The organism is Kitasatospora sp. GP30 (assembly GCF_029892145.1).
GTDB classification, from domain to species: domain Bacteria; phylum Actinomycetota; class Actinomycetes; order Streptomycetales; family Streptomycetaceae; genus Kitasatospora; species Kitasatospora acidiphila.
This window is the reverse complement of record NZ_JARZAH010000029.1, coordinates 64,861-90,969: the sequence shown is the minus strand read 5'-3', so window position 1 is coordinate 90,969 and position 26,109 is coordinate 64,861. Positions and strand designations below refer to the sequence as shown.

At 72.7% G+C, this 26,109-nt stretch carries 20 protein-coding genes; 14 read left to right on the top strand and 6 right to left on the bottom strand.

The annotated features are described in order from the left end of the window. Positions 1 to 22 precede the first annotated feature (22 nt). The 8 genes from mmuM (at position 23) to P3T35_RS29585 (ending at position 11,504) form a co-directional block, all read left to right on the top strand. Positions 23 to 946, top strand: a complete 924-nt coding sequence (gene mmuM / locus P3T35_RS29620) for a homocysteine S-methyltransferase (protein ID WP_280708454.1) — start codon at positions 23 to 25, stop codon at positions 944 to 946. Positions 947 to 1,094: 148 nt separating this feature from the next. Continuing rightward, positions 1,095 to 1,859: an IclR family transcriptional regulator gene (locus P3T35_RS29615; protein ID WP_101379096.1), complete on the top strand. Its 765-nt coding sequence runs from the start codon at positions 1,095 to 1,097 to the stop codon at positions 1,857 to 1,859. A gap of 417 nt (positions 1,860 to 2,276) precedes the next feature. Then, a complete protein-coding gene (locus tag P3T35_RS29610) occupies positions 2,277 to 2,996 on the top strand; it encodes an MIP/aquaporin family protein (protein ID WP_323809130.1) in 720 nt (239 codons plus the stop codon). A 60-nt stretch (positions 2,997 to 3,056) separates the two neighbouring features. After that, complete coding sequence (glpK, locus tag P3T35_RS29605; protein WP_101379098.1) at positions 3,057 to 4,574, top strand: glycerol kinase GlpK; 1,518 nt, start codon at positions 3,057 to 3,059, stop codon at positions 4,572 to 4,574. Between the two features lie 122 nt (positions 4,575 to 4,696). Next, positions 4,697 to 6,292: a glycerol-3-phosphate dehydrogenase/oxidase gene (locus tag P3T35_RS29600; RefSeq protein ID WP_101379099.1), complete on the top strand. Its 1,596-nt coding sequence runs from the start codon at positions 4,697 to 4,699 to the stop codon at positions 6,290 to 6,292. Positions 6,293 to 6,351: 59 nt separating this feature from the next. Continuing rightward, positions 6,352 to 6,942, top strand: coding sequence for a YbhB/YbcL family Raf kinase inhibitor-like protein (locus P3T35_RS29595; protein ID WP_101379100.1), 591 nt, complete (start codon positions 6,352 to 6,354; stop codon positions 6,940 to 6,942). Positions 6,943 to 7,183: 241 nt separating this feature from the next. Next, positions 7,184 to 10,258: an amino acid adenylation domain-containing protein gene (locus P3T35_RS29590; protein WP_101379101.1), complete on the top strand. Its 3,075-nt coding sequence runs from the start codon at positions 7,184 to 7,186 to the stop codon at positions 10,256 to 10,258. Next, on the top strand, positions 10,251 to 11,504 hold the full coding sequence (locus P3T35_RS29585; RefSeq protein WP_101379102.1) for a cytochrome P450: 1,254 nt from the start codon (positions 10,251 to 10,253) through the stop codon (positions 11,502 to 11,504). Before P3T35_RS29590 ends, P3T35_RS29585 begins: the two co-directional genes overlap by 8 nt. A gap of 42 nt (positions 11,505 to 11,546) precedes the next feature. Here the strand turns inward: P3T35_RS29585 and P3T35_RS29580 are convergent, their stop codons facing one another. The 3 genes from P3T35_RS29580 to P3T35_RS29570 all read right to left on the bottom strand — a co-directional run bounded on the left by P3T35_RS29580 (position 11,547) and on the right by P3T35_RS29570 (position 13,984). Beyond that, positions 11,547 to 11,996: a nitroreductase family deazaflavin-dependent oxidoreductase gene (locus P3T35_RS29580; RefSeq protein ID WP_101379103.1), complete on the bottom strand. Its 450-nt coding sequence runs from the start codon at positions 11,994 to 11,996 to the stop codon at positions 11,547 to 11,549. Positions 11,997 to 12,092: 96 nt separating this feature from the next. Then, positions 12,093 to 13,484, bottom strand: coding sequence for a gluconate:H+ symporter (locus tag P3T35_RS29575; RefSeq protein ID WP_101379104.1), 1,392 nt, complete (start codon positions 13,482 to 13,484; stop codon positions 12,093 to 12,095). Further along, positions 13,481 to 13,984 (bottom strand): gluconokinase, encoded by a 504-nt coding sequence (locus P3T35_RS29570; protein ID WP_280708464.1) that lies wholly within the window; start codon positions 13,982 to 13,984, stop codon positions 13,481 to 13,483. Before P3T35_RS29570 ends, P3T35_RS29575 begins: the two co-directional genes overlap by 4 nt. A 270-nt stretch (positions 13,985 to 14,254) precedes the next feature. Here P3T35_RS29570 and P3T35_RS29565 point away from each other — a divergent pair, with 270 nt between their 5' ends. Continuing rightward, positions 14,255 to 14,950, top strand: a complete 696-nt coding sequence (locus P3T35_RS29565; RefSeq protein ID WP_101379106.1) for an FCD domain-containing protein — start codon at positions 14,255 to 14,257, stop codon at positions 14,948 to 14,950. 322 nt (positions 14,951 to 15,272) lie between these two features. Next, entirely contained in the window at positions 15,273 to 15,563 is a 291-nt protein-coding gene (locus P3T35_RS29560) for a hypothetical protein (protein WP_143676737.1), read from the top strand. 235 nt (positions 15,564 to 15,798) lie between these two features. Here the strand turns inward: P3T35_RS29560 and P3T35_RS29555 are convergent, their stop codons facing one another. Continuing rightward, complete coding sequence (locus tag P3T35_RS29555) at positions 15,799 to 16,905, bottom strand: NADH:flavin oxidoreductase/NADH oxidase (RefSeq protein WP_101379108.1); 1,107 nt, start codon at positions 16,903 to 16,905, stop codon at positions 15,799 to 15,801. Positions 16,906 to 17,041: 136 nt separating this feature from the next. Between P3T35_RS29555 and P3T35_RS29550 the strand changes: the two genes are divergently transcribed. From P3T35_RS29550 to P3T35_RS29535, 4 genes are all read left to right on the top strand, one after another. After that, entirely contained in the window at positions 17,042 to 17,419 is a 378-nt protein-coding gene (locus P3T35_RS29550) for a metalloregulator ArsR/SmtB family transcription factor (RefSeq protein ID WP_218976634.1), read from the top strand. 43 nt (positions 17,420 to 17,462) lie between these two features. Then, positions 17,463 to 17,855: an SSI family serine proteinase inhibitor gene (locus P3T35_RS29545; protein ID WP_180356331.1), complete on the top strand. Its 393-nt coding sequence runs from the start codon at positions 17,463 to 17,465 to the stop codon at positions 17,853 to 17,855. A 306-nt stretch (positions 17,856 to 18,161) separates the two neighbouring features. Further along, a complete protein-coding gene (locus P3T35_RS29540) occupies positions 18,162 to 22,088 on the top strand; it encodes a Pls/PosA family non-ribosomal peptide synthetase (protein ID WP_101379110.1) in 3,927 nt (1,308 codons plus the stop codon). Positions 22,089 to 22,108: 20 nt separating this feature from the next. Continuing rightward, positions 22,109 to 23,413 carry a M1 family metallopeptidase gene (locus tag P3T35_RS29535; RefSeq protein ID WP_101384844.1) on the top strand — a complete coding sequence of 435 codons (1,305 nt, stop codon included), beginning with the start codon at positions 22,109 to 22,111 and terminating at the stop codon, positions 23,411 to 23,413. A gap of 211 nt (positions 23,414 to 23,624) precedes the next feature. Here the strand turns inward: P3T35_RS29535 and P3T35_RS29530 are convergent, their stop codons facing one another. Further along, positions 23,625 to 24,725, bottom strand: coding sequence for a tetratricopeptide repeat protein (locus P3T35_RS29530; RefSeq protein ID WP_280708444.1), 1,101 nt, complete (start codon positions 24,723 to 24,725; stop codon positions 23,625 to 23,627). Continuing rightward, positions 24,722 to 26,035, bottom strand: coding sequence for an ATP-binding protein (locus P3T35_RS29525; RefSeq protein WP_101379111.1), 1,314 nt, complete (start codon positions 26,033 to 26,035; stop codon positions 24,722 to 24,724). The genes P3T35_RS29530 and P3T35_RS29525 overlap by 4 nt, the downstream gene beginning before the upstream one ends. Between the last annotated feature and the right edge of the window lie 74 nt (positions 26,036 to 26,109).

The following is a 26,109-nucleotide window of genomic DNA, read 5'->3' as shown; positions in this document are numbered from 1 at the left end:
ATGGTAGTAGGAGGTGACGGCCTTGGCCGAGGGCTTTGCGGCGGCGCTGGCGGCTGGGCCGCTGGTGCTGGACGGCGGGCTGTCCAACCAGCTGGCGGCGGCCGGGCACGATCTGGCGGACGAGCTGTGGTCGGCGCGGCTGCTGGCGGACGCGCCGGAGGCGGTCACCGCGGCGCACCGCGCGTATCTGGCGGCCGGGGCGCAGGTGCTGATCACGGCCGGCTACCAGGCGAGCTTCGAGGGGTTCGCCCGGCGCGGGATCGGGCGAGCGGAAGCGGCGCGGCTGCTGGCGTCGAGCGTGGCACTGGCGCGGGCATCTGGAGGTCCCCCCGGCCGAAGGCTGGGGGAGGGCGCGCCGTGGGTGGCGGCCTCGGTGGGGCCGTACGGCGCGGTGCTGGCGGACGGCTCGGAGTACCGGGGGCGGTACGGGCTGACCGTGGACGAGCTGGAGCGGTTCCACCGGCCGCGGTTGGAGGTGCTGGCGGCGGCCGGCCCGGATGTGCTGGCGCTGGAGACGGTGCCGGACGCGCTGGAGGCCCGGGCGCTGCTGCGGGCCGTCAGGGGTCTCGGGGTGCCGGCCTGGCTCAGCTACACGGTGGCCGGTGGGCGGACCCGGGCCGGGCAGCCGCTGGCGGAGGCGTTCGCGCTGGCGGCCGAGGTGCCGGAGGTGGTCGCGGTCGGGGTGAACTGCTGTGCGCCGTGGGAGGTGACCGGGGCGGTGCGGGTGGCGGCGGCGGTGACCGGCAAGCCGGTGGTGGCGTACCCCAACAGCGGGGAGCGGTGGGAGGCGGACGGCTGGCGGGGCGCCGCCGAGGGGCCGGCGCGGTTCGCGGCCGGCTGGCTGGCGGACGGGGCGCGGCTGGTCGGGGGCTGCTGCCGGGTGGGTCCGGAGCAGATCGCCGAGCTGGCGGCGGTGGTGGCGGAGTATCGCGCTACGGGCGGGTAGCCGGTGGCGGAACGGCCGAGAACGGGTGGGCGACGTGCATCTTCACCACCGCGCCTGGCAGACTCGGGACGATATCCCCGTAGTCGACATGACCACGAACCGTGCGACATTGTCGAATGCGTGCCAGTCTTGTCAGTGGAGGTCCCTCATGCCCGGCCCGATCCAGTCGCTCTCCCGGGCCGCCGCGATCATGCGCCTGCTGGCCGGCGGTGAGCGCCGCCTCGGCCTCTCCGAGGTGGCCACCTCGCTCGACCTGGCCAAGGGCACCGCACACGGCATCCTGCGCACCCTGCAGTTGGAGGGCTTCGTCGAGCAGGACCCGGAGAGCGGCAAGTACCAGCTGGGCGCCGAGCTGCTGCGACTGGGCCAGAGCTACCTGGACGTCCACGAGCTGCGGGCCCGCGCCCTGGTCTGGGCGGACGACCTGGCCCGGGCGGCCGGCGAGACGGTCTACCTGGGGGTGCTGCACCAGCACGGGGTGCTGATCGTGCACCACGTCTTCCGGCCCGACGACACCCGCCAGGTGCTGGAGGTCGGCTCGATGCAGCCGCTGCACAGCACCGCGCTGGGCAAGGTGCTGCTGGCCTACGACCCGGTGGCCCGCGGCGAGTTGGGCGACGGCCCGCTGGAGGCCTTCACGCCGCGCACCCTGACCGATGTCGAGGACGTCGACGCCGAGTGCGCGCTGATCCGTGAGCGCGGCTGGGCGGACGCCATCGAGGAGACCTGGGAGGGGGTGGCCTCGATCGGCGCGCTGATCCAGGACCGCCGCCGCAACCCGGTCGGCGCGGTCTGCGTCAACGGCGCGGTGGAGCGGGTCTGTGAGAACGGTTTCGTGCGGCCGGAGTTGGTCGCCTCGGTACGTGACGCAGCCCGGGCGATCTCCCGGGATCTGGGCGCCAACCGCTTCTGACTCCACGACTGCTTCTGGCCCCGCGAGGGGCATGCCGGATGGTGGGCAGCAGTGCTGTCCGCCATCCGGTGTTTTGTCCCTGTTTTCGCCCTCCCGCTTGCCGGCCTCGCCAACCGTCCCCCAGGGCCCGGCGAGGGGAGGGTCACAGGGAGGTCACCGGCCTTGACGTGGGCACCTTCCAGGGTGAAAACTCCCGCATAGCGGTCGACAATGTCGAACAGTGGCCGTCGGAAGAGCCCAACCGGGTGATTCCGTCGCTCACCGGTCGTCCTCGCCGCCGCAGGGACGCCTCCCAGGGACGGGAACGCCTGCTCACACCGGCCACTGTCCCCCCAACCGGCCGGTCCTCCCCCACCCGCCTCCTGCCACGGGCACCACACCCACCAGGCAAACGGCCATATGGACAAAGGAGTCTTTGTGTCCGCCTTCTCGAACGGCGACATCTTCGTCGGCGAAACGCTCGGCACGGCCGCGCTGATACTCCTCGGCGGCGGCGTCTGCGCCGCCGTCACGCTCAAGAAGTCCAAGGCCCAGAACGCCGGCTGGCTGGCGATCACCTTCGGCTGGGGCTTCGCGGTGCTGGTGGCCGCGTACATGTCCGCGGCCAAGTCGGGTGCCCACCTCAACCCGGCCGTCACCCTGGCCCTCGCCGTCAAGAGCGGCGACTGGAGCCACGTGCCGCTCTACATCGGCTCCCAGCTGCTCGGCGCGATCATCGGTGCCTTCCTGGTGTGGGTGGTCTACCTCGGCCAGTTCCAGGCCAACGAGGAGCCCACCCTCGGCATCTTCTCGACCGGCCCCGAGATCCGGAACCCGATCCAGAACCTGCTCACCGAGATCATCGGCACCATGGTGCTCTGCATGCTGATCCTGACCTCCGGGCTGACCCTCGGCAAGGAGCTCAGCGGCATGGGCATCCTGATCACCGCCCTCACCGTGGTCGGCATCGGCCTCTCCCTCGGCGGCCCGACCGGCTACGCCATCAACCCGGCCCGTGACCTCGGCCCGCGCATCGTCCACTCGCTGCTGCCGATCCCGAACAAGGGCACCTCGGACTGGAGCTACGCCTGGATCCCGGTGGCCGGCCCCGCCATCGGCGGCCTGCTCGCCGGCCTCCTCGACAAGGCCCTGTTCTAGAACTCGCCGAGCCGGCCCGCCCTCTTTTCCCTCCCCCACCTCAGAGCCGAGGATCACTTCATGACCGCCAACTACATTGCCGCGATCGACCAGGGCACCACCTCGAGCCGCTGCATCATCTTCGGTGCCGACGGCCGGATCGTCTCCGTCGACCAGCAGGAGCACCGCCAGATCTTCCCCCAGCCCGGCTACGTCGAGCACGACGCCGCCGAGATCTGGACCCGCGTCCAGTCCGTGGTCCGCGGCGCCCTGGAGAAGGCCGGCCTGACCAAGGACGACATCCGCGCGATCGGCATCACCAACCAGCGCGAGACCACCGTGCTGTGGGACAAGAACACCGGTGAGCCGGTGTACAACGCGCTGGTCTGGCAGGACACCCGCACCGAGGCGCTCTGCCGCGAGCTGGGCCGCAACGTCGGCCAGGACCGGTTCCGCCGCGAGACCGGCCTGCCGCTGGCCAGCTACTTCGCCGGCCCGAAGATCCGCTGGCTGCTGGACAATGTCGAGGGCCTGCGCGAGCGCGCCGAGGCGGGCGACATCCTCTTCGGCACCATGGACACCTGGGTCATCTGGAACCTCACCGGCGGTGTCAACGGCGGCAAGCACGTCACGGACGTGACCAACGCCAGCCGCACCATGCTGATGAACCTGCACACCCTGGCCTGGGACGACAAGATCGCCGAGTCGATGGGCGTCCCGCTGACGGTGCTGCCCGAGATCCGCTCCTCCGCCGAGGTCTACGGCCACGCGGTCGGCGACCTGGAGGGCGTGCCGGTCGCCTCGGCGCTCGGCGACCAGCAGGCGGCCCTGTTCGGCCAGACCTGCTTCAACGAGGGCGAGGCCAAGTCGACCTACGGCACCGGCACCTTCCTGCTGCTGAACACCGGTGAGAAGGTCGTCAACTCGTACCACGGCCTGCTGACCACCGTCGGCTACCGGATCGGCGAGCAGAAGCCGGTCTACGCCCTGGAGGGCTCGATCGCGGTCACCGGCTCGCTGGTGCAGTGGCTGCGCGACCAGCTCGGCATCATCTCGACCGCCGCCGAGATCGAGACCCTCGCCAACACCGTCGAGGACAACGGCGGTGCCTACTTCGTGCCGGCCTTCTCCGGCCTGTTCGCCCCGTACTGGCGCTCCGACGCCCGCGGTGTGATCGCCGGTCTGACCCGGTACGTGACGAAGGGCCACCTGGCCCGCGCCGTCCTGGAGGCCACCGCCTGGCAGACCCGCGAGGTGGTCGACGCCATGGAGAAGGACTCCGGTGTCGAGCTGACCGCCCTCAAGGTGGACGGCGGCATGACCTCCAACAACCTGCTGATGCAGAACATCGCCGATGTCCTGAACGTCCCGGTGGAGCGGCCCTACGTGGCCGAGACCACCGCTCTGGGCGCCGCCTACGCGGCCGGCCTCGCGGTCGGCTTCTGGCCGGACCTGGACACCCTGCGGGCCAACTGGCACCGCGCCGCCGAGTGGACGCCGCGGATGGACGAGGCCACTCGGGAGCGCGAGTACAAGAAGTGGCTCAAGGCCGTGGAGCGCACCATGGGTTGGGTGGAGGAGGAGCAGCAGGAGAGCTGAGCCGACGGCCGGCCGGGGTGCGGACAGCCCCGGCCGGCGCATTGCCTGGCCGCCCCGGCGGCCGTACCGAAATTCGAGAGGAGACCCGGCGTCGCCCGCACCGCGACCCGGAAACACACATCATGGCTACCATCCCGACCCTGGGCGCCGAGCGCACCCCCGGCCGCACCGCTTCCCGCGCCGAGACCCGTGAGCTGCTGGGCAAGGCGACCTACGACCTGCTGGTGATCGGCGGCGGCATCCTCGGCACCGCGGTCGCCTGGACCGCCTCCCAGGCCGGCCTGAAGGTCGCCATGGTGGACGCGGGCGACTTCGCGGGCGCCACCTCCAGCGCCTCCTCCAAGCTGGTCCACGGCGGTCTGCGCTACCTGCAGACCGGCGCGGTCAAGCTGGTCGCGGAGAACCACAAGGAGCGCCGGGCGCTCGCCACCGATGTGGCGCCGCACCTGGTCAACCCGCTGACCTTCTTCGTTCCGGTCTACAAGGGCGGCCCGCACAGCGCCCCCAAGCTCGGCGCCGGTGTCTTCCTCTACTCCGCGCTCTCCGCGTTCCGTGACGGCATGGGCCGGGTCTCCACCGCCACGCACGCCGCCCAGCAGGTGCCGGCGCTGCGCACCGAGGGCCTGCGCTCGGTCGCGGTCTACGGCGACCACCAGATGAACGACTCCCGGGTCGCCGTGATGACCGTGCGCGCGGCCGTCGACGCGGGCGCCGTGGTGCTCAACCACGCCGAGGTGACCGGGCTCCGGTTCACCGGCGGCCGGGTGACCGGCGCCGACCTGAAGGACCGGCTGGACGGCACCGAGTTCGGCGTCAACGCCCGCCTGGTGCTGAACGCCACCGGCCCGTGGGTGGACCACCTGCGGCAGATGGAGGACGCCGGCGCCGCGCCGTCGATCCGCCTCTCCAAGGGCGCCCACGTGGTGGTCAAGCGCCGCAGCCCGTGGCGGGCCGCGCTGACCATCCCGATCGACAAGTACCGGGTGTCGTTCGCGATTCCGTGGGAGGACCACGTCCTGCTCGGCACCACCGACGAGGAGTACACGGGCGACCCGAAGGACGTCCGGGCCACCCAGGCCGATATCGACCAGATCATGGGCGAGGCCGGCCACGCGATCCGTGACGAGCACCTGGACCGCGACCTGATCACCTACTCCTTCGCCGGCCTGCGGGTGCTGCCCGGCGGCCCGGGTGACACCGCCGCCGCCAAGCGCGAGACCGTGGTGACCGAGGGCAAGGGCGGCATGCTCTCGGTGGCCGGCGGCAAGTGGACCACCTACCGCCACATCGGCCGGACGGTCCTGGAGAAGCTGGCGCACGTGCGCGGCACCGGGATCGGCGAGGACATCTCCCCGATCGCCGCGACCGTGCCGCTGCCGGGCGTCGGCGCGCCGAACGCGGTGGCGCACCGCCTGCTGATCGACCGTGAGCCCGGCTCGCGGATGGAGCCGCTGGTGGCCAAGCACCTGGCCAGCCACTACGGCACCCTCTCCTTCGACATCGCCCGCCTGATCGCCGAGGACCCGGCGCTGGGCGAGCCGATCCACCCGGACGGCCCGGACGTGTGGGCGCAGGTCGCCTTCGCGGCCGACAACGAGTGGGCCTACACCACGGACGACGTGCTGCGCCGCCGCACCACCATGACGGTGCGCGGCCTGGACACGCCCGAGGTCCGGGCCGAGGTCGACGAGTTCTTGAAGGGCCGTTCGCACGGCTGACGCCAAGGCACTCGCCGGGACGGGCGGTCACCCTGGGATGGGGGTGGCCGCCCGTTCTCATGGGCCCTGTTCGTCTAGGCTCTGGCGCAACGTCAGTTTCCAGCCCGCTCCCAGGAGGCGTCCCCGCCGTGACCAGGCCACCGCTCCCGCACGACTTCCAGCGCCAGGTGCCCGACCTCACCGTGACCAGCACCGACGTGACCGACGGCGGCACGCTGGGCGAGGCCCAGGTGCTGGCGGGCGGCGACCTCTCGCCGCAGCTGAGCTGGTCGGGCTTCCCGGCCGAGACCAAGAGCTTCGCCGTCACCTGCTTCGACCCGGACGCGCCGACCGGTAGCGGCTGGTGGCACTGGATCGTCTTCGACATCCCGGCGACCGTGACCTCGCTGCCCACCGGCGCCGGCAGTGGCGACTTCGCGGGCCTGCCCGCCGGGGCGGTCCAGGGCCGCAACGACTACGGCACCAAGAACTTCGGCGGTGCCGCGCCGCCGGCCGGGCACGGTCCGCACCGCTATGTCTTCTCGGTGACCGCGCTGGGCGTCGAGAAGCTGGGCCTGGACTCGGACACCTCGGCGGCGGCGATCGGCGCCACCATCGGCTTCCAGGCCGTGGCCCGCGGCACGGTCATCGCGGAGTACGAGAACAAGTAAGCACGCACCGGCATGACAGCGGCGGGCCCGATCGGGCCCGCCGCTGTCATGTTCACTGCTTCGACACAGTACCGCCACGAAAGTGCCACTGTGACCACTCCCCGACGACCCCGGACCAGCCGCCCCGGAGATTCCAGGTGCAGCTCAACCTCCCTGTGAGCACTATTATTTGACGGTTCATCAACATCTTTCCTCTGCCTAGACTCGCTGCCATTCCAGGGAGACGAAAGAGAGCACGCCGATGACCATCGAGAGTGTCCTGCCCGCCCGGGGAGCGGCAGCTGAGCACTATCGGCGCCCACTGGCCGAGTTGTTCACCCGGCAGGCCGAGCGCCACGCAGAGCGGCCGGCCGTGGTCACCGCCACCGGAGCCATGAGCTATGCCGAACTGCGGGCCGCGGCCGAGCGGTTCGCCCGGGGCCTGGGCCGTCTCGGGGTGGCCCCCGGGTCGGTGGTCGGGATCGCCGGCCAACGCGGGGCCGACGCCTGCACCGCCCTGGTCGGCACCGTGCTGGCCGGCGCCGGATACCTACCGCTGGACGCGTCGCTGCCGGCCGAGCGCCGCCGCATGATGCTGGGCGACGGCCGCGCGGTGGCCGTGGTACGACTGCCGGGCAGTGCCGGGATCGAGCACGGTGAGCTGCCGGCCTGGGAGTTCGAGCAGGTGCTGGCCGCGGGCAGCGCACCGGGCCCGCTACCGGCACCCGAGCCCGCGGCTCCCGCCTATGTGATGTTCACCTCCGGCACGACCGGCCGCCCCAAGGCGGTGCCGGTGCCCCAGCGCGGCGTGGCCCGACTGGCGATCGACAACGGCTTCCTGGCGATCGGCGCCGAGGACCGGGTGCTGCACGGCTCGACGCTCTCCTTCGACGCGGCCGTGCTGGAGCTGTGGCCGACCCTGCTGAACGGCGCCTGCCTGGTACCGGCTGCCACCGAAGTCCTGCTCTCAGCACCGGCGTTGGCCCGGTTCATCGAAGAGCAGCGGATCACCGTGCTCTTCCTCACCACCAGCCTCTTCCATCTGATGGCGCGGGAGCGGCCGCAGATGTTCGCCGGCCTGCGCTACGTGGTCACCGGCGGCGAGGCGCTGCAGCCGGAGGCCGCCCGCCGGGTGCTCGAACTCGGCCGTCCGCAGCACCTGGTGAACGCCTACGGCCCCACCGAGGCCGGCTGCGTGGCGCTCGCACACGAGATCACCGACGTGCCGGCCGACGCGGTCAGCGTGCCGATCGGGCGGCCGATCGCCGACACCGGCTGCCATCTGCTGCGCGAGGACGGCTCGTTGGCCGCGCCCGGCGAGCAGGGCGAACTCTGCCTGAGCGGCGGCGCTCTGGCGAACGGCTACCTGAACGCGCCTGGGGCCGGCGCCGAGCGGTTCGTCGAACTGGCCCTGGGAGCCGATGGATCGTCGGTCCGGGTCTACCGCACCGGGGATTACGGCCGGCACCGGCCGGACGGCACCCTGGAGTTCTGCGGGCGCCGCGACGAGCAGGTGAAGGTGCGCGGCCACCGGATCGAACTGGCGGAGGTCCGCGCCGCGCTGGCCGGCCATCCGGCGGTCAGTGACGCCGTTGTGCTGCCGCACGAGGACGCGCTCAGCCGCTACCTGGCCGCCTACGTGGCCACCGGGGACGGGCCCGAACCGGCGCCCAGCGCAGCCGAGTTGCGTGCTTTCCTGCGCGAGCGGCTGCCCGGCTACATGGTGCCCGCGGCCGTGACCGTGCTGGACCGGCTGCCGCTCACACCGAGCGGCAAGCTGGACCGGGCGGCGCTGCCCGCCGCGGTGGCCGTCCCGGCGGCGCGGGCCGGTGCGGACTCCCCCGCTGGGACCGTGGCGCGGATCTGGGCCTCGGTGCTGCCCGACGGGCAGGCCGAACCGGAGGACGACTTCTTCCAGTCCGGCGGCAACTCGCTGGCCGCCGTGCAACTGGTGGCCGAGGTGCAGAGCACCCTGGAGATCGACGACGGCCTGGGCGACCTGCTGGTGACCGAGTTGCTGGCCGAGCCGACGCTGCGCGCGTTCACCGCCGTGGTGGAACGGGTGCTCGATGCCGCCCCGGACGCCGACGCCGACGGGCTGCGACTCGACCGCTGGCGGCCCGACCTGGTGTGGGACGTTCCGGTGGTGGCCACTGCCGAGCCGCGCCCCGACTGGCGGGCTCCGCGCACCGTGCTGCTCACCGGTGCGACCGGTTTCCTCGGCGCCTACCTGCTGCGCGAACTGCTGCAGCGCACCGACGCCGTGGTGCACACCCTGGTCCGGGCCGACGACGCCGAACACGCCCGCCGCCGGCTCGCCCAGGCCCAGGAGCGCTACGGCGCCCGCCATCCGCTGCCCGCCGACCGGGTCCGCCCGGTGCTCGGCGATCTGGCCCACCCCCGCCTGGGCCTGAGCGACTCCGACTGGGCCGAGCTGGCCGCCACCACCGATGTGATCCACCACTGCGGGGCCGAGGTCAACTTCCTCTACCCGTACGAGAAGCTGCGGTCCGCCAATGTGTACGGCACCCAGGAGGTGCTGCGGCTGGCCGCCGGGCGGGCGGTGCCGGTGCACCACGTCTCCACGCTGGCGGTGGTGCACGGCATGGGCGCGGCCGGGGTGCGCCGGGTCACCGAGGACACCCCGCTGGACCACGTCGAACTGCTCGCCATGGGCTACCCGGAGAGCAAGTGGGTGGCCGAGGAGGTGGTCCGCAGCGCGGGGCGGGGCGGTCTGCCGGTGGCGGTGCACCGGCCCTACGAGATATCCGGCGACACCACCGGGCACGTCTGGAACAGCGGTGCCGCGCTCTGCGCGCTGTTCCGGGTGATCGCCGAACTGGGCCTGGCCCCGGACCTCGACCTGGCGCTCAATCTGCTGCCGGTCGACCATGTGGCCGCCGCCATCGTGCACTTGGCCCTGCACTCCCCCGCCGAAGGCCAGACCTACCACCTGGTCAACCCCCGCGAAGGGGTGCTGGCCGATCTGGTGGACCGGCTGCGCGCGCACGGCCACGAGATCCGCACCATCGGGTACGACGAGTGGATCGAGGCGCTGCTGGCACACCTCGCCGACCGGCCCGACCACCCGTTCACCCCGCTCACCCGGCTCTTCACCAAGCGGGTCACCCCCGGTGGAATCACCGTGCAGGAGCTGGCCGCGCAGAGCGTCTCACCGCAGCTGGACCGCGCCCGGGTGGACCGGGAACTGGCCGGAACCGGGATCGACTGCCCGCCGGTCGACCGGGAGCTGCTGGACCACTACATCGCGTACTTCCACGCGTCCGGGTTCATCCCGGCGCCGCCCGCCACCACCGGAGGTGCCCGCCGTGACTGACGTCCTGCCCGCCGCAACCGACACCTTGGCCGCGATCCCGGACCTGACCGACCCGCGCTCCTTCGACCCCGCCCCGCCGTACGCCGCGTTCGCCGAGCTGCGCCGCCGGGGCGGTCTGCACCGCCAGGAGCGCGCGGACGCGCCGGGCTTCTGGTCGGCCACCCGCTACCGCGACCTGGACGCGGTGTTCCGGGACGCCACCGGTTTCAGCTGCGAGTCGGGCATGACCCTGGACTCGGCGCTCGGCAGCCGCGACCCGGCGGCCGGCAAGATGATCGAGATCTCCGACCCGCCCGGCCACACCCGGCTGCGCCGACTGCTGAGCGGCGGCCTGAACAAGTCGGTGGCGAAGACGGTGAACGGGACCCTCCAGGAACTGGTGGCCGAGTGGGTCGAGCACGCGGTGCGGGCCGGCGAGTGCGACTTCGTCGCGGCGGTCGCCGCCAGGCTGCCCGCCGCCGCCACCGGGTTGCTGCTCGGACTCCCGGAGCGGGAGTGGGACCGGCTGGCCGACCGGGCGAGCCGGGCCATCGCCGGCTCACTGACCATGGACGACCCGCGGGCCGGCGAGCTGGCCGCCCGGCGGGCCTCCACCAAGACCGCCAACAGTCAGCTGCTGATCCACCTGGCGGGCCTGCTCAACCATGCCGAGCTGGCACCGCAGGGCCTGATCCGCCGGTTGCTGGACACCGAGTTGGCGGACGGCGAGCGGCTGAGCCGTGACGAGGTGCTGCTGAACTGCCTCAATCTGGCGGTGGCGGGCAATGAGACCACCAAGAACGCCACCGCGGGCGGCCTGGTCGCGTTCGCCGAGCACCCCGACCAGTGGGAGCTGCTGCGCCGCCGCCCGGAGTTGCTGGACTCCGCAGTGGAGGAGGTGCTGCGCTGGGTGACGCCGACGCAGCACTTCATCCGCACCGTCGTGGAGCCGCGGGTGGTCGGCGGCACCCCGCTCGAACCCGGCGATCTGCTCTGCCTCTGGATCACCTCGGCCAACCGCGACGAGGAGGTCTTCGCGGAGCCGGACGCCTTCCGGATCGACCGCAGTCCCAACCCGCACTACGCCTTCACCAGCGGCAAGCACTTCTGCCTGGGCGCACCGCTGGCCCGGTTGGAGATCAGGCTGGTCTTCGAGGCACTCCTGGCCCGGGTCGAGCGGATCGAGCTGCTCGGCCCGCCGGTGCGCAAGGCCACCACCCTGATCAACTCGCATGTGAGCCTGCCGGTACGGCTGCACGCCGCCTGACGGCCAGTCAGGCGGCGTGCGGGGCCCTCGCTGGGTCTTGGGTCAGGCGTGCGGCGCGGCGGCCGGCTCCAGCACGAAGACCGGGATCACCCGGTCGGTCTTCTTCTGGTACTCCGCGTAGTCCGGCCAGGCCTCGACGGCCCGGGCCCACCACAGGTCGCGCTCCTCGCCGGAGAGCTCCCGGGCCGTCATGTCCTGCCGGACCGGGCCGTCCTGCAGCTCGGCCCGGGGGTCGGCGGCCAGGTTGTGGTACCAGACCGGGTGCGTGGGCGCACCGCCCTGGGAGGCCACCACGGCGTACCGGCCGTCGTGCTCGACCCGCATCAGCGGAGTCTTGCGCAGCTTGCCGGACTTGGCCCCCAGGGTGGTCAGCACCACCACGGGCCTGCCCTGCATGGTGGTGCCCTCGGTGCCGCCGGAGGACTCGTACAACGCGACCTGGTCACGCACGAACTGGGTTGCGCTCGGCTGGTACTCGCCGGTGAGGGGCATGCTGGTTCTCCCGTCCGTCGATCCGGAACCCGGGTCCTCGGGCGACCGCCCGAGGACCCTTACGGAACCATCATGCCCCGCTCAGGTGGCGATCCGTCAGACCACGAGGCTGAGGGGAAGGATGAGGGCGATGGCGACCACCGAGATCACCGTCTCCATCACCGACCAGGACTTGATCGTCTGCCCCACGCTCATCCCGAAGTACTCCTTCACCAACCAGAAGCCGGCGTCGTTGACGTGCGAGAAGAAGAGCGAGCCGGCGCCGACCGCGAGCACCAGCAGCGCGGTGTGGGTGCCGGTCATGTTGTGCGCCAGCGGGGAGACGATGCCGGCGGCGGTGATGGTGGCGACCGTGGCCGAGCCGGTGGCCAGGCGGATCAGCACCGCGATCAGCCAGCCGAGCAGCAGCACCGAGATGTGCATCTTGCCGGCCCAGTGGCTGATCACGTCGCCCACGCCGACGTCCACCAGGGTCTGCTTGAAGCCGCCGCCCGCGCCGACGATGAAGACGATGCCGGCGACCGGGCCGAGCGCACCGCCCACCGTCGCGGAGATCCGCTTCCGGTCGAAGCCGGCCGCCCTGCCCAGGGTGAACATGCCGACCAGGACGGCGACGAGCAGCGCTATAAGCGGCGTGCCGATGGTGTCCATGACCCGCTGGGTGGTGTCGGTGGGCTTGTCGATCACCACGTCGGCCAGCGCCTTGGCCAGCATCAGCACCACCGGCAGCAGGATGGTGGCCAGCACCGCGCCGAACGCGGGGGTGTGCTCGGGCCGCTCGGCCGGCTGCTCCTCGGCGATCTCGGGCAGCTCCAGCGGGCCGACCCAGCGCTCGGCGACCTTGGCGTAGAGCGGGCCGGCGATGACCAGGGTGGGCACGGCGATCAGCAGGCCGAGCGCCAGGGTGGTGCCGAGGTCGGCCTTGAGTGCGGATATCGCCACCAGCGGGCCCGGGTGCGGCGGGATCAGGCCGTGCAGCACCGAGAGGCCGGCCAGCGCCGGGATGCCGACCCGCAGCACCGGAATGTTGCCGCGGCGGGCGACGGTCAGCACGATCGGGATCAGCAGCACCACGCCGATCTCGAAGAAGAGCGGCAGGCCGAGCAGCGCGGCGATCAGCGCCATCGCCCAGGGCAGGGTGCGCTTGGTCGACTTGCCGAGCACGGTGTCGGCGATGATGTTGGCGCCGCCGGAGTCGGCCAGCAGCTTGCCGAGCATGGCGCCCAGGCCGATCAGCAGGCCGACGCTGGTCACGGTGGCTCCGAAGCCGACGGCGAAGCTGTTGGTCAGCTGGTCGAACGGGGCACCGGCGACCGCCGCGAGCAGGATCGAGCCGAGCGTCAGCGCCAGGAACGGGTGCACCTTGAACTTGGTGATCAGCAGCACGATCGAGCCGATGCCGAGCAGCGCCGCCAGCACCAGCCGGCTGTCGCTGTGGCTGTGCGCGAGCGCCGGCGCGGCGGCCAGCAGGGTGGGGGACGGGATCACGCGAGGTCTCCATTGACGGGCCGCAGCAGCGCCACGGCCTTCTCGACGAGTTCGTGGGGGGTGTCCGCCGGCTCGACCTCCAGCACCGCGCCGAACTCGTCCGCCTGCAGCGGTTCGAGGACGGCGTACTGGGAGTCGAGCAGCGAGGCCGGCATGAAGTGGCCGGTGCGGTGGGCGAGCCGGTCGGCGACCAGCCGCCGGCTGCTGTCCAGGTGCAGGAAGAACGCCCGGGCGCAGCCCTGCCGCAGGATGTCGCGGTAGCCGCGCTTCAGCGCGGAGCAGGTGACGACGCCGCCGGTGCCGGCTTCACCGCGCTCGTGCAGCCAGCCGGCGATCGCTCGCAGCCAGGGCTGCCGGTCGTCGTCGTCCAGCGGGATGCCGGCCGACATCTTGGCGATGTTCGCGGCCGGGTGGAAGTCGTCCGCCTCGGCCTCGGGCAGCCCGAGGCGCTGGGCGAGCAGTTCGGCGACCGTGGTCTTGCCGACGCCGGCGACGCCCATCACCACGATCAGCGGCTTCGGGGCGGTCGAGGCGTGCTGGGTGCCGGAGTCCTTGTTGCCGGCGTCCTTGTTGCCGGTGTCGTGGTTCTCGGCGTCGTGGTTCTCGGCGTTGAGACCCATGAGTTGTGCTCCTGACTGACTGCGGTGCAGTCACTATCGCGGCAAAGGTATGACTTATTCAAGGCAGCGACATCAAATCGTCATACTTATTTGCTCTGATCCGGCAGGTCCTCCCCCGGCCACCCGAAGCGGGCCCTCTAGGCTGGCCGGATGGAGATCCAGGGGCTGCCCGGCAGACTGCTCGACGCACTGGGGCCGGCCATTGCCGCGGGCGAGCTGCCCGCCGGGACGGTATTGCGGATCGAGGAACTGGAAGCGCGGTTCGGGGTCTCACGGACGGTGGTGCGCGACGCGGTCCGGGTGCTGGAGTCGATGCGCCTGGTCAGCTCCAAGCGGCGGGTCGGGATCACCGTGCAGCCCAAGGACGCCTGGGACGTGTTCGACCCGCTGGTGATCCGCTGGCGGCTCGCCGGCGCCGACCGGGCCGCCCAGCTGCGCTCGCTCGGCTCGCTGCGAGTCGCCGTCGAACCGGCCGCGGCCGCACTCGCCGCGCACCACGCCACCCCCGACCAGTGCCGCGAACTGGCCGCACTGGCAGCGGAGTTGACGATGACGGCGCGGGCCGCCGACCTGGCTGCGTTCCTCCGCCACGACATGGCGTTCCACGCCCTGGTGCTGCGCGCCTCCGGCAACGAGATGTTCGCTCACCTGGGCGACACGGTGGGCGCGGTGCTGACCGGCCGGACCGAGCACAACCTGATGCCGCACCAACCGCGCGAGTACGCGGTACGGCTGCACCGGGAGGTCGCCGACGCGGTCTGCGCGGGCGTGGCGGACGATGCCGAACGGGCGATGCGCACCATCGTCACCGGGGCGCTGCAGGAGCTGAACGCCGAGCTCGGCTGACACCGGGTGCGAGCTGCGCGTACTGCGTGCCAGGGGCGGCGGGGGGCGTGTGGGGAGGTGGCGCGCTGTTTACGCCGGGGCGCTGCAGGAGCCTGACGCCGGGTGCGCACCACGCGGCGGGGGCGCGTGGGTCGGTGGCGCGCCCTTTGCGCCGGGGCGCTAGGAGCTGCACCCCCGGGCTCGGCTGACGCCGGGTGCGCCCCGTGCGGAGAGGGGCGCGTGGGTCGGCGGGGTGCTGTTTGCGCCGGGGCGGCGCGGGCAGGCAGTGAACGGGGGGCGGTGGGTCCGCTGCCCGATCGAACGACAGCCGGGGGTACCGTCGATGGCCGCTGCACGCCGCAGGCGTCGGATGCCGGACGAGGTGCGCGCGGCCAGCGTCCGCACCGTGGTCTTCCTCGCCTTCACCCTGGTCAGCCTGACCTACGCGACGCTGGCCTCCTACGCACACGCGCGCAAGGCGCTGACCCTGTCGCTACTGGTCAGCGGGGTCGGGGTGTTCGGGATCTTCTGGTGCCTGGCGGAGATCGTGATCTCGCGTCAGGTCGCCGCGCAAAAGCGGCGCGGGCCCGGGCGGGACGCCCCGCTGACGGGCAGCAGGCCGCCCCGGCGCTGAAGGGACGGCACCGGGGCGGAGGAGGCTGAGCAGCGCTTGGCCAGAGGCCGGCGACTGCTCACGTGCTGGGCAAGCGCCAAGGCAGACGCAGAGCAAGCGCTTGGCCAGAGGCTGGCGGCTGCTCAGGCGCCGAGCAAGCGCCCGGTCAGACGCAGGGCGCTGAGCAAGCACCCGCCCACGCACGGGGCGCTAAGCAAGCGCTCGCCCACGCGCACGACACCGAGCAGCCGCCCGGTCAGGCGTTGCTGCCCACCGCGTACCCGTACTGCGTCGGCCAGCGGCGCTCCGCGCCCAGCTCGCGTGCGGCCAGGTTCGCCCAGTAGGGCGTGCGCAGCAGCTCGCGGCCGAGCAGCACCACGTCCGCGCGCCCCTCGGCGACGATCGCCTCCGCCTGCGCCGGCTCGGTGATCATGCCGACCGTGCCGACCGGCAGCCCGGCTCCCTCCCGCACCGCGCTGGCGAACGGCACCTGGAAGCCGGGGCCCACCGGGATCCTGGCGTCCGGCACCAGGCCGCCGGTGGACACGTCCAGCAGGTCGACGCCGGCCTGCTGCAGCTCCTTGGCGAGCCGCACGGTGTCCTCGGCGGTCCAGCCGTCGCGCGCGTCCTCGGTGTTCTCGGTCAGCCAGTCGGTGGCCGAGGTGCGGAAGAAGACCGGCAGTTCGGCGGGCCAGACGGCGCGGATCGCGGCGACCACCTCCAGGGCGAAGCGCGTCCGGTTCTCCCAGGAGCCGCCGTACTCGTCGGTGCGGTGGTTGGTGTGCGGGGAGAGGAAGGAGTGGATCAGGTAGCCGTGCGCTCCGTGCACCTCGACGGCCTTGAAGCCGGCCGCCAGCGCCCGCTCGGCGGCCGCGCCGAAGGCCCGCACGATGCGCTGGATCTCCTGGACCATCAGCGCGTCCGGCTCCGGGTGGTCACCGAAGGCGGCGTCGGTCGGGCCGACGGTCTGCCAGCCGCCGTCGGTGGCCGGGATGCCGGCGCCACCCTCCCAGGGGCGACGCGAGGAGGCCTTGCGGCCGGCGTGCGCCAACTGGATCGCGGGCACCGCGCCGTGGCTGCTGATCGCGGCCGTCACCCGGCTCAGCGCCTGTTGCTGGCGCTCGTTCCACAGGCCGAGGTCGGCCGGGGAGATCCGGCCTTCCGGCGCCACGGCGGTGGCCTCCATGATCACCAGCCCGGTGCCGCCGGCCGCCCGGGCCGCGAGGTGAGCCAGGTGGAAGTCGGTGGCCACACCGGTCTCCGGCCCCTCGGTGGCGGCGGAGTACATGCACATCGGGGCCATCCAGACCCGGTTGGGCACGGTGAGCTCGCGCAGGGTGATCGGCTCGAACAAGGCGGACATCAGCACTCCTCGACGGACTTCGACGGACGGAAAGGCGCCGGCTGACACGGCCGGCTGCTACGAGAGGCATCGTACTACGAGATCCTTCGAAGTACGACGACCGACGAACTACGAAGGAAGTCGTACGATTGTCCCCGTGACCGAAGCCACGACGACCACCCGCCTTCCCGAGCCGGCCACCGACGACATCCGCCTGGCCGCCGTGCTGCACGCCCTGGCTGACCCGGTCCGGCTGCAGATCGTGCGTCAGCTCGCGGACGGGCACCAGGACATGGCCTGCATCGCCTTCAGCCTGCCGGTCAGCAAGTCGACCACCACGCACCACTTCCGAGTGCTGCGCGAGGCCGGGGTGATCCGCCAGCACCGGCGCGGCACCTCGCGGGTGAGCACCCTGCGCACCGCCGACCTGGAGCAGACGCTGCCGGGCCTGCTCGACCGGGTCCTGGTTGCGGCGCGCGCCGAGGCACTGCGCCATCCGATGGATCCGCCGAGCGACGCGCCCACGATGGAGTGACGGGTTTGGGCGTGGTGGCCCAGCCGGTGGTAGCTCTGTGCGGGTGATCTCCCTGCGCATCCGCGCGGCGCTGGCCGCCGTCGCACTCGCCCTGCTCACCGCCACGCCCGCCCGGGCCACTCCGTTCCCCGACTCGCACCTCACCCTCCGGGTGGTCGCCGCCGAGACCGGTGTCCCGATCGGCGCCGCCGAACTGCTCTGCCACCCCGCCGACGGCAGCCATCCGCAGGCCCAGGCCGCCTGTGACGCGCTGGACCTGGCCGGCGGCAACCTCGACCAGCTCAAGGCGCGCACCGGGGTGCTCTGCAACGACCTCTACGCGCCGGTCGCCGCCACCGCCGACGGCAGCTGGGCCGGCATGACGGTGCACTGGCGGCAGGCCTTCGCCAACTCCTGCGGCCTGCACACCCGCACCGACCCGGTCTTCCGGTTCTGACGAAAGCCGACCACGACACGCCCGCACGCTGTTGAGTGGGTCACATCGGAAAAAACCATCTGACGGATCGTCAAAAGGACTGACGATCCGTCAGTTTCATTCGAATGGCGCCGAGATGACAGCTGATGATTCATCAGTTTTGCCTTGATCGCGTCGAGTTGACACTCACCGTGGCCGATGATGCGGGTCTAGTATCGGTCGGGTTGTTGTGCTCCGGAGCCGCCGAGGGCCCGTGATCCGACGCAGAACCGCAGGTCGGAAGGGGCATACCGGCGACCCGGGCGGGGGTCGAGGGACGAGGTCCGGATGGCTGTCATGACGCAGGTCACCACTGGGGGTGAGCAGGGCGGGCCCGGTGGCCCGCTCGCGATCTTCGCGGCGCGGCCGGCACCGCCGCCGCGCACCCTGGTGGAGATCCTGGCCGCCAGCGCCGCCGCGCACCCGCAGGAGCCGGCGCTGGACGACGGCCGCACCCGGCTCAGCTACCAGGCGCTGACCGGCGAGGTGGCCGCGCTGCGCCGGCGGCTGGCCGCCGCCGGGGTGGGGCGCGGGGACCGGGTGGGCATCCGGGTGCCGTCCGGCACCAACGACCTCTATGTCGCGGTCCTGGCCGTGCTCGCCGTCGGTGCCGCCTATGTACCGGTGGATGCCGAGGACCCGCAGGAGCGGGCCGACCTGGTGTTCGGCGAGGCCGGGGTGAGCGCGGTGCTGGGCGCCGGGTTGGCGCTCACCGTCCTGACCCCGGCAACCCCGGGGAGCACGGCGGCCGCCGCGCCGCACGGCACGCAGGCCGCCGAGCCCGCCGGTGCAGTGGCCGGCGAGCCGCGCCCCGAGGACGACGCCTGGATCATCTTCACCTCCGGCTCCACCGGCAAGCCCAAGGGCGTCGCGGTCAGCCACCGCAGCGCCGCCGCGTTCGTGGATGCCGAGGCGGCGCTCTTCCTGCAGGACGAGCCGATCGGCCCGGGCGACCGGGTGATGGCCGGCCTGTCGGTCGCCTTCGACGCCTCCTGCGAGGAGATGTGGCTGGCCTGGCGGCACGGCGCCTGCCTGGTGCCGGTCCCCCGCTCCCAGGTGCGCGGCGGCGCGGACCTGGGCCCCTGGCTGGCGGAGCAGGAGATCACCGTGGTCTCCACCGTCCCGACGCTGGCCGCGCTCTGGCCGGCCGAGTCGCTGGGTGATGTGCGGCTGCTGATCTTCGGTGGCGAGGCCTGCCCGCCGGAGCTGAGCGAGCGGTTGGTCACCGAGGGCCGCGAGGTGTGGAACACCTACGGGCCGACCGAGGCCACCGTGGTCGCCTGCGGTGCGCTGCTCGGCGGCGACGGCCCGGTGCGGATCGGCCTGCCGCTGGACGGCTGGGAGCTGGCCGTGGTGGACGAGGCCGGCGAGCCGGTCCCGTTGGGCGGCAGCGGCCAGCTGGTGATCGGCGGTGTCGGCCTGGCCCGCTACCTGGACCCGGCCAAGGACGCCGAGAAGTACGCGCCCCTGGCGGCGCTCGGCTGGGACCGCGCCTACCGCAGCGGCGACCTGGTCCGGGCCGACCCCGAGGGCCTGGTCTTCCTCGGCCGGGCCGACGAGCAGATCAAGCTCGGCGGGCGCCGGATCGAACTCGGCGAGGTGGACGCCGCGTTGCAGGCACTGCCCGGCGTGGCCGGCGCGGCCGCCGCGGTCCGCACCGCGCGCGGCGGCAACCAGCTGCTGGTCGGCTACCTGGTCACCTCCGACGGCTTCGACCGCGAGCAGGCGGTGGCCCGGCTCCGTGCCGAACTGCCGGCCGCGCTGGTCCCGTTGCTCGCCGTCGTCGACGACCTGCCCACCCGCACCTCCGGCAAGGTGGACCGCAACGCCCTGCCCTGGCCGCTGCCCGACGCCGAGCCCACCGGCCCGGTCGAGCAGCTCTACGGCACCGAGGCCTGGCTCGCCGAGCAGTGGAGCGAGATCCTCGGCGTGCAAGTGACCAGCGCCCGCGACGACTTCTTCGCGATCGGCGGCGGCAGCCTGGCGGCCGCCCGGCTCACCACCCTGCTGCGCAGCCGCTATCCGGCCGCCGCCGTGCTCGACATCTACCAGCAGCCGGTGCTGCGCAAGTTGGCCCGCCACCTGGAGGGCACCGCCCAGGCCGACGGCGCCGAGCGGACCGTCACCCCGCTGCCGACCCGCGCCAAACTGATCCAACTGCTCGCGCTGCTACCGCTGTTCACCCTGACCGGGCTGCGCTGGACGGTGCTGCTGCTGGCGCTGGGCAATCTGCTGCACCTGCTCGGCGGCTATCCGTGGGCGCCGACCGCCTCCTGGTGGCCGGTCGGTGCGGGGGTCGCCCTGCTGTTCAGTCCGCTGGGCCGGATCGCGATCGCGGCGGGCGGTGCCCGGCTGCTGCTGCGCGGGGTGCAGCCGGGCAGCCATCCGCGCGGCGGCTCGGTGCACCTGCGGCTCTGGGCGGCCGAGCGGCTGGCCGAGGCGAGCGGCGCCACCGGGCTGTCCGGCTCCTGGCTGGTGCGCTACGGCCAGGCCCTGGGGTGCCGGATCGGGCCCGAGGTCGATCTGCACTCGCTGCCGCCGGTGACCGGGATGCTGCGGCTCGGCCGGGGCTGCGCGGTGGAGGCCGAGGTCGACCTGTCCGGCCACTGGCTGGACGGCGACCGGCTGGAGATCGGCCAGGTCAGGGTCGGTTCGGCCGCCGTGGTCGGCACCCGCAGCACCCTGCTGCCGGGCGCCAGGGTCGGCAAGCGGGCCGAGATCGCGCCCGGCTCCTCGGTCACCGGGCAGGTGCCGACCGGCCAGCGCTGGGGCGGCGCACCGGCCGCCAAACTGGGCCGGGCCGAGCGCGGCTGGCCCCGGCAGCGCCCGCCGCGCCACTCCGGCTGGGCGGCGGCCTACGGCGCCTCCGGCCTGGCGCTGACGGTGCTTCCGCTGCTGGCCGCGGTGCCGGCACTGCTGCTGGCCGGGCTGTTCGTGCCCGCGGACGCGGCGTTCGGTGACGCACTGCGTGGCGCACTGCCGGCGGTGGTGCCGGCCGCGCTGGTCTTCGGCCTGGGGTACGCCGGGCTGCTGGTCGCCGCGATCCGGCTGCTGAGCCTCGGCCTGGTTCCCGGCCACCACCCGCTGCACGGCCGGATCGCTTGGCAGACCTGGACGGTCAGCCAGCTGATGGACCAGGCCCGGGAGCGGCTCTTCCCGCTCTACGCCGGCCTGGTCACCCCGGTCTGGCTGCGGCTGCTCGGCATGAAGATCGGGCGGCGCGCCGAGGTCTCCACGGTGCTGGCGCTGCCCAGCCTGACCACGGTCGGCGACGGCGCCTTCCTGGCCGACGACACCCTGATCGCCCCCTATGAGCTGGGCGGCGGCTGGCTGCGGATCGACCGCGCCGAGATCGGGCGCAAGGCGTTCCTGGGCAACTCCGGGATGACCGCGCCGGGTCGGGCGGTGCCCGATCGCGGCCTGGTCGGGGTGCTGTCGGCCACCCCCAAGAAGGCCAAGAAGGGGAGCTCCTACCTGGGCCTGCCGCCGGTCAAGCTGCCGCGCGCCGCCGAGAAGGGCGAGAAGGGCCTGACGTACGACCCGCCGACCCGGCTGCTCTGGGCGCGCGGCCTGGTCGAACTGGCCCGGCTGCTGCCGGTGTTCTGCTCGGCCGCGGTGGCCGTACTGACCGCTTTCACGCTGTGCCTGCTGCGGGATCCGCTGGCCATGGCGCTGTTCGGCGGCCTCGTGCTGGCGGCGGCCGGGCTGCTGGCCGCGCTGGTCTCGGCTGCTGCCAAGTGGCTGCTGGTCGGCCGGTTCCGTCCGGTGGAGCACCCGCTGTGGAGCGGTTTCGTGTGGCGTAACGAGCTGGCCGACACCTTCGTGGAGGTGCTGGCGGTGCCGTGGCTGGTCGGCGCGGTGCCGGGCACCCCGCTGATGGTGCTCTGGCTGCGGGCGCTGGGTGCCCGGATCGGGCGGGGCGTCTGGTGCGAGAGCTACTGGTTGCCGGAGGCCGACCTGGTCACGCTGGAGACCGGGGTGACCGTCAACCGGGGCTGCGTGCTGCAGACCCACCTCTTTCACGACCGGATCATGCGCATGGATACTGTGATCCTCCGCGAGGGCGCCACGCTGGGCCCGGGCGGAATCGTGCTGCCCGGCAGCACCGTCGGGGCCCGCAGCACCCTCGGGCCGGCCTCGCTGGTGATGCGTGCCGAGTCCGTCCCGGCGGACACCCGCTGGTTGGGCAACCCGATCGAGGCCTGGCAGGCGTGACGCAGGGAGTGGACAGCTCGGTGAGCCCCAGCAAGCAGGCGGATGTGTATTTTCCTGACCACGGCGATCCGCGCTACCGAGTGCACCGCTATGAACTGACGCTGGACTACCGTCCCGGGCCCAACCGGCTCGGCGGCACCGCCCGGCTGCTGGCGCTGGCCGGTTCGGAGCCGCTGCGTGAAGTCGCGCTCGATCTGGCCGACTTCCGGATCGGCCGGGTGCTGCTGGACGGCAAGGCCGCGCACTACGCGCACCGGGGCGGCAAGTTGCGGGTCAAGGCGCCCCGGCCGATCCCGGCGGGGGCCGCGTTCACCGTCGAGGTGCACTACAGCGGCAATCCGAAGCCGGTGCGCAGCCAGTGGGGCGGGCTGGGCTGGGAGGAACTGACGGACGGCGCGCTGGTGGCCAGCCAGCCGATCGGCGCGCCCTCCTGGTACCCGTGCAACGACCGCCCGGCGGACAAGGCGTCGTACCTGCTGTCCCTGACCGCGCCGTCGCCGTACACGGTGGTGACGGGCGGCCGGCTGCTCTCCCGGACCACCCGGGCGAGCAGCAGCACCTGGGTCTACGAGCAGTCGGCGCCGACCCCGAGCTATCTGGTCGGGGTGGCGATCGCACCGCTGGAGCGGGTGCTGCTGACCGGCGAGGTGCCGCAAACCGCATACGTACCGCCGGCGTTGCTGGACCGCTTCGCGCATGACTTCGGGCGGCAGCCGCAGATGATGCGGTTCTTCAGCGAGTTGTTCGGCCCGTACCCCTTCGACGGCTACACGGTGGTGGTGGCCGACGAGGAGCTGGACGTCCCGGTGGAGGCCCAGGGCATGGCGGTGTTCGGCACCAACCACGTTGACGGCCTGCGCGGTTGGGAGCGCCTGGTGGCGCATGAGCTGGCTCACCAGTGGTTCGGCAACAGTGTGACGGTGGCCGACTGGCGGTACATCTGGCTGAACGAGGGCTTCGCCAAGTACGCCGAGTGGGCCTGGGCCGAGCATGCGGGCGGCCCGGCGGCGAGCATGCACGCGGCTCGTGCCTATGCCCAACTGGCGGAGCTTCCCCAGGACTTGGTGCTGGCCGATCCGGGCCGCCGGCTGATGTTCGACGACCGGGTGTACGAGCGCGGCGGCCTCGCGGTCTTCGCGCTGCGCCAGGCCCTCGGGGACGAGGCGTTCGCGGCGCTGCTGCGGGAGTGGACGGCCGCGCGGCGGCACGGCGTGGTGACCACCGATGACTTCCTGGCGCATGCCCAGCGGTACGGCGGCGCCGAGTTGGCGGGACTCTTCGACGCCTGGCTGTTCCAGGGCGCGTTGCCGGCCTTTCCCGGCTGATCCCGGCTGACCGGCTCGCGCGGCTGACTCAGCCAGGTGTCACCCGGGGCGACGCCGCAGTTCTCCATGTCGTCGCAGGAGTCGGCGTCGGCTTTGATTGGGCTAGCCCAATCACACAGCCGTTGATTCTCGGCTCGCTGGTAGGACGTGACTGGTCCCCCGGTTGCCCGGCCGGCGTCGGCCGGACGAACGGCAGGATGGTGCGTACGCGTCAGCTGCGGATCGCCGCGCGCTCGAACCACACGGTGAGCAGCGTCGGCACCAGCGCCACCCAGAACAGCACCTGCGGGACGGTGCGTTCGGACCACGGCATGCTGTCGATGACCACGGCGGTGAGCGTGCACCAGGCCGACTGCGCGACCACCAGTCGCGCCCATCCCACCCGCCGGACCAACGACCACAGGCTCATCCGCACCCCGGCCCGCAGCCCCCGGTAGCGGCGCCAGGCACCGAAGCCCCAGACCGCACCCATCCCGGCGAGCGCGTAGAGCCGGGTGCCGAGCGGCCCCGGCAGGGCCGTGGGGTCGCTGCCGGTCGGGAAGACCCGGGCGGCGAGGGCCGCGATCACCAGGCAGAGCAGCGCCAGCCAGCGGGTGCCGCGCAGCATCCGGAACACCGCCACGTCCAGCTGCTTGCGCTGCCGGTCGGCCTGCGGGGCCTGGGGGGCGGCGGCGAGTGCGTCGGCGAACGCCTCGGCGGCGGCCGGCAGTTTGGCGCCCGCGCCGGTCAGCGGCGGACTCGCGGCCTCCCCGTCGGCCACGCGGGCCCGCTCGCCGAGCGCCCAGGCATCCTGCGGGTCGATGCGCAGGATCTCCAGCACCGCCCGCTGCCGCAGGTCGAAGCGGCCGTTGACCACGGCGGCCTTCCACAGCGCGCTGTGCGCATCGACCTCGTCCAGGCCGAGCCGCACGGCGGTCGCCGCCGCCTCCAGCGCCTCGGGCCAGCGGGGCCGGAACGCGGTCAGGGCCTCCGAGAGGGCGGCATAGCCCTGCCAGAGCTGCGGGTTGATCCGGATGGTCTGCTGGGCTTCGGCCAGGGCCTCGTCCGGCCGGACCAGGCGCCGCAGCGCGTAGACCCGGACGCAGTGGGCGTCATAGTCCTCGGGCGCGAGGGCCACTGCCTCGCCGGTGGCGGCGAGCGCCTCCTCGTACTCCTTGACCGACAGGCAGCAGCGGGCGAGGCGCGTCCAGGCGCGCACGTCGCTCGGGTCGTCGGCCAGCCGCCGGGCGAGCAGCGCGCGGGCCTCGTCGGTGCGGTCGAGCGCCATCAGGGCGGCTGCCTGCTCGACCAGCGGGTGGTGGGCGGTCGTCACAGCTTCCGGGCCTTCTTCAGGTAGGCGAGCAACTCGTCATAGGTGCCGCCCTCGTTGGCGAACATCGCGACATTGCGGGCGGCCGCGAACCACGGCTCGGTGGACGGCCGGATCGCCTTCGCGGCGCCCAGCAGGTCCTTGTTGTTGATCATACGGACGGTGCCGGTGCGGGCGGAGTCGAGCAGCGCCGACTCGGCCGCGCTCTCGCAGACATGGGCGAGGTCGGCACCGGAGAAACCTTCGGTGGCCTTCACCAGCTTGCCCAAGTCGACTGACTCGATGGGGCGTTCGCGCAGGTGGTAGCGGAGGATCGCCTCCCGGGCCGGGCCGTCGGGCGGCAGCACGAGGAGGGTGCGGTCGAGCCGGCCGGGGCGGCGCAGCGCGATGTCCACGTCCCAGGGGACGTTGGTGGCCGCGAGCACGAACACCCCCTCGTTGACGTCGTTGACGCCGTCCAGCTCGGTGAGCAGCTGGTTGACCGTGTTGCGCATGCCGTTGTGCTGGGTGCGGCTGCGCTTGGCGCCGAGTGCGTCCAGCTCGTCGAGGAAGATGACGCAGGGCGCCTGCCGGCGGGCGGTCTCGAACACCTCGTGCATGTTGCGCTCGGAGTTGCCGATCCACATGTCGAGCACGTCGTTGATCGACACGTTGATGAAGTTCGCACCGAGTTCGCCGGCGACGGCGCGGGCGATGAACGTCTTGCCGCACCCGGGCGGCCCGTAGAGGAGCAGCCCGCCGCGCAGGCTCTTGCCGTACAGCTTGCGCAGTTCGGGGTTGCGCATGGGCGCGAGGAAGGCGGCCTCCAAACGGTCCTTGACCTCCTGCATTCCGCCGACATCCGCGAGCCGCACCGCGCCGGGTCCATCGGGGGCGTCCACGTCGTAGGCGCTCGCCTCCCCCGGGTCTCCGCTGCCATCGACCGCAACCGGGGCTTCCTTGGCATGAGCCTGCCCCGCGAACCGCGGCGGCACGGCGTCCCCGATCTCCTGCGCGGCGGCAGCCCAGTCGAACCCGGCCAACTGCTCAACGGGATCCGCTTGTTGCTCCACGGGCGCTACTGCCGCCGGTCCGCCGCCCATGGCCCGCACCAGCAAAGCCCGCGCCTGCGCATCCCCGGGGGCCTGACTGAGCACCAGGGCGGCCTCGGCCACTGCCGCGTGCCCGTGCCCGCCGTCGAGCAGCAGCTCGGCGAGGTGCAGGCGCAGGGGTATGTCCTGGGGTGCCGCGGCAACTGCCGCCCGCAGGCTGGCGATCAGCGGCGACTCGGCAGCGGCCGGGCCATTGCGATTGGTCGAAGGTTCGTCGAGCATGCCGCAACCCTATGAACCGGCCCCTCGCCCACGCCAACCGGATCCCTCCCCCACCTGCGCCGATGCACCGTCAA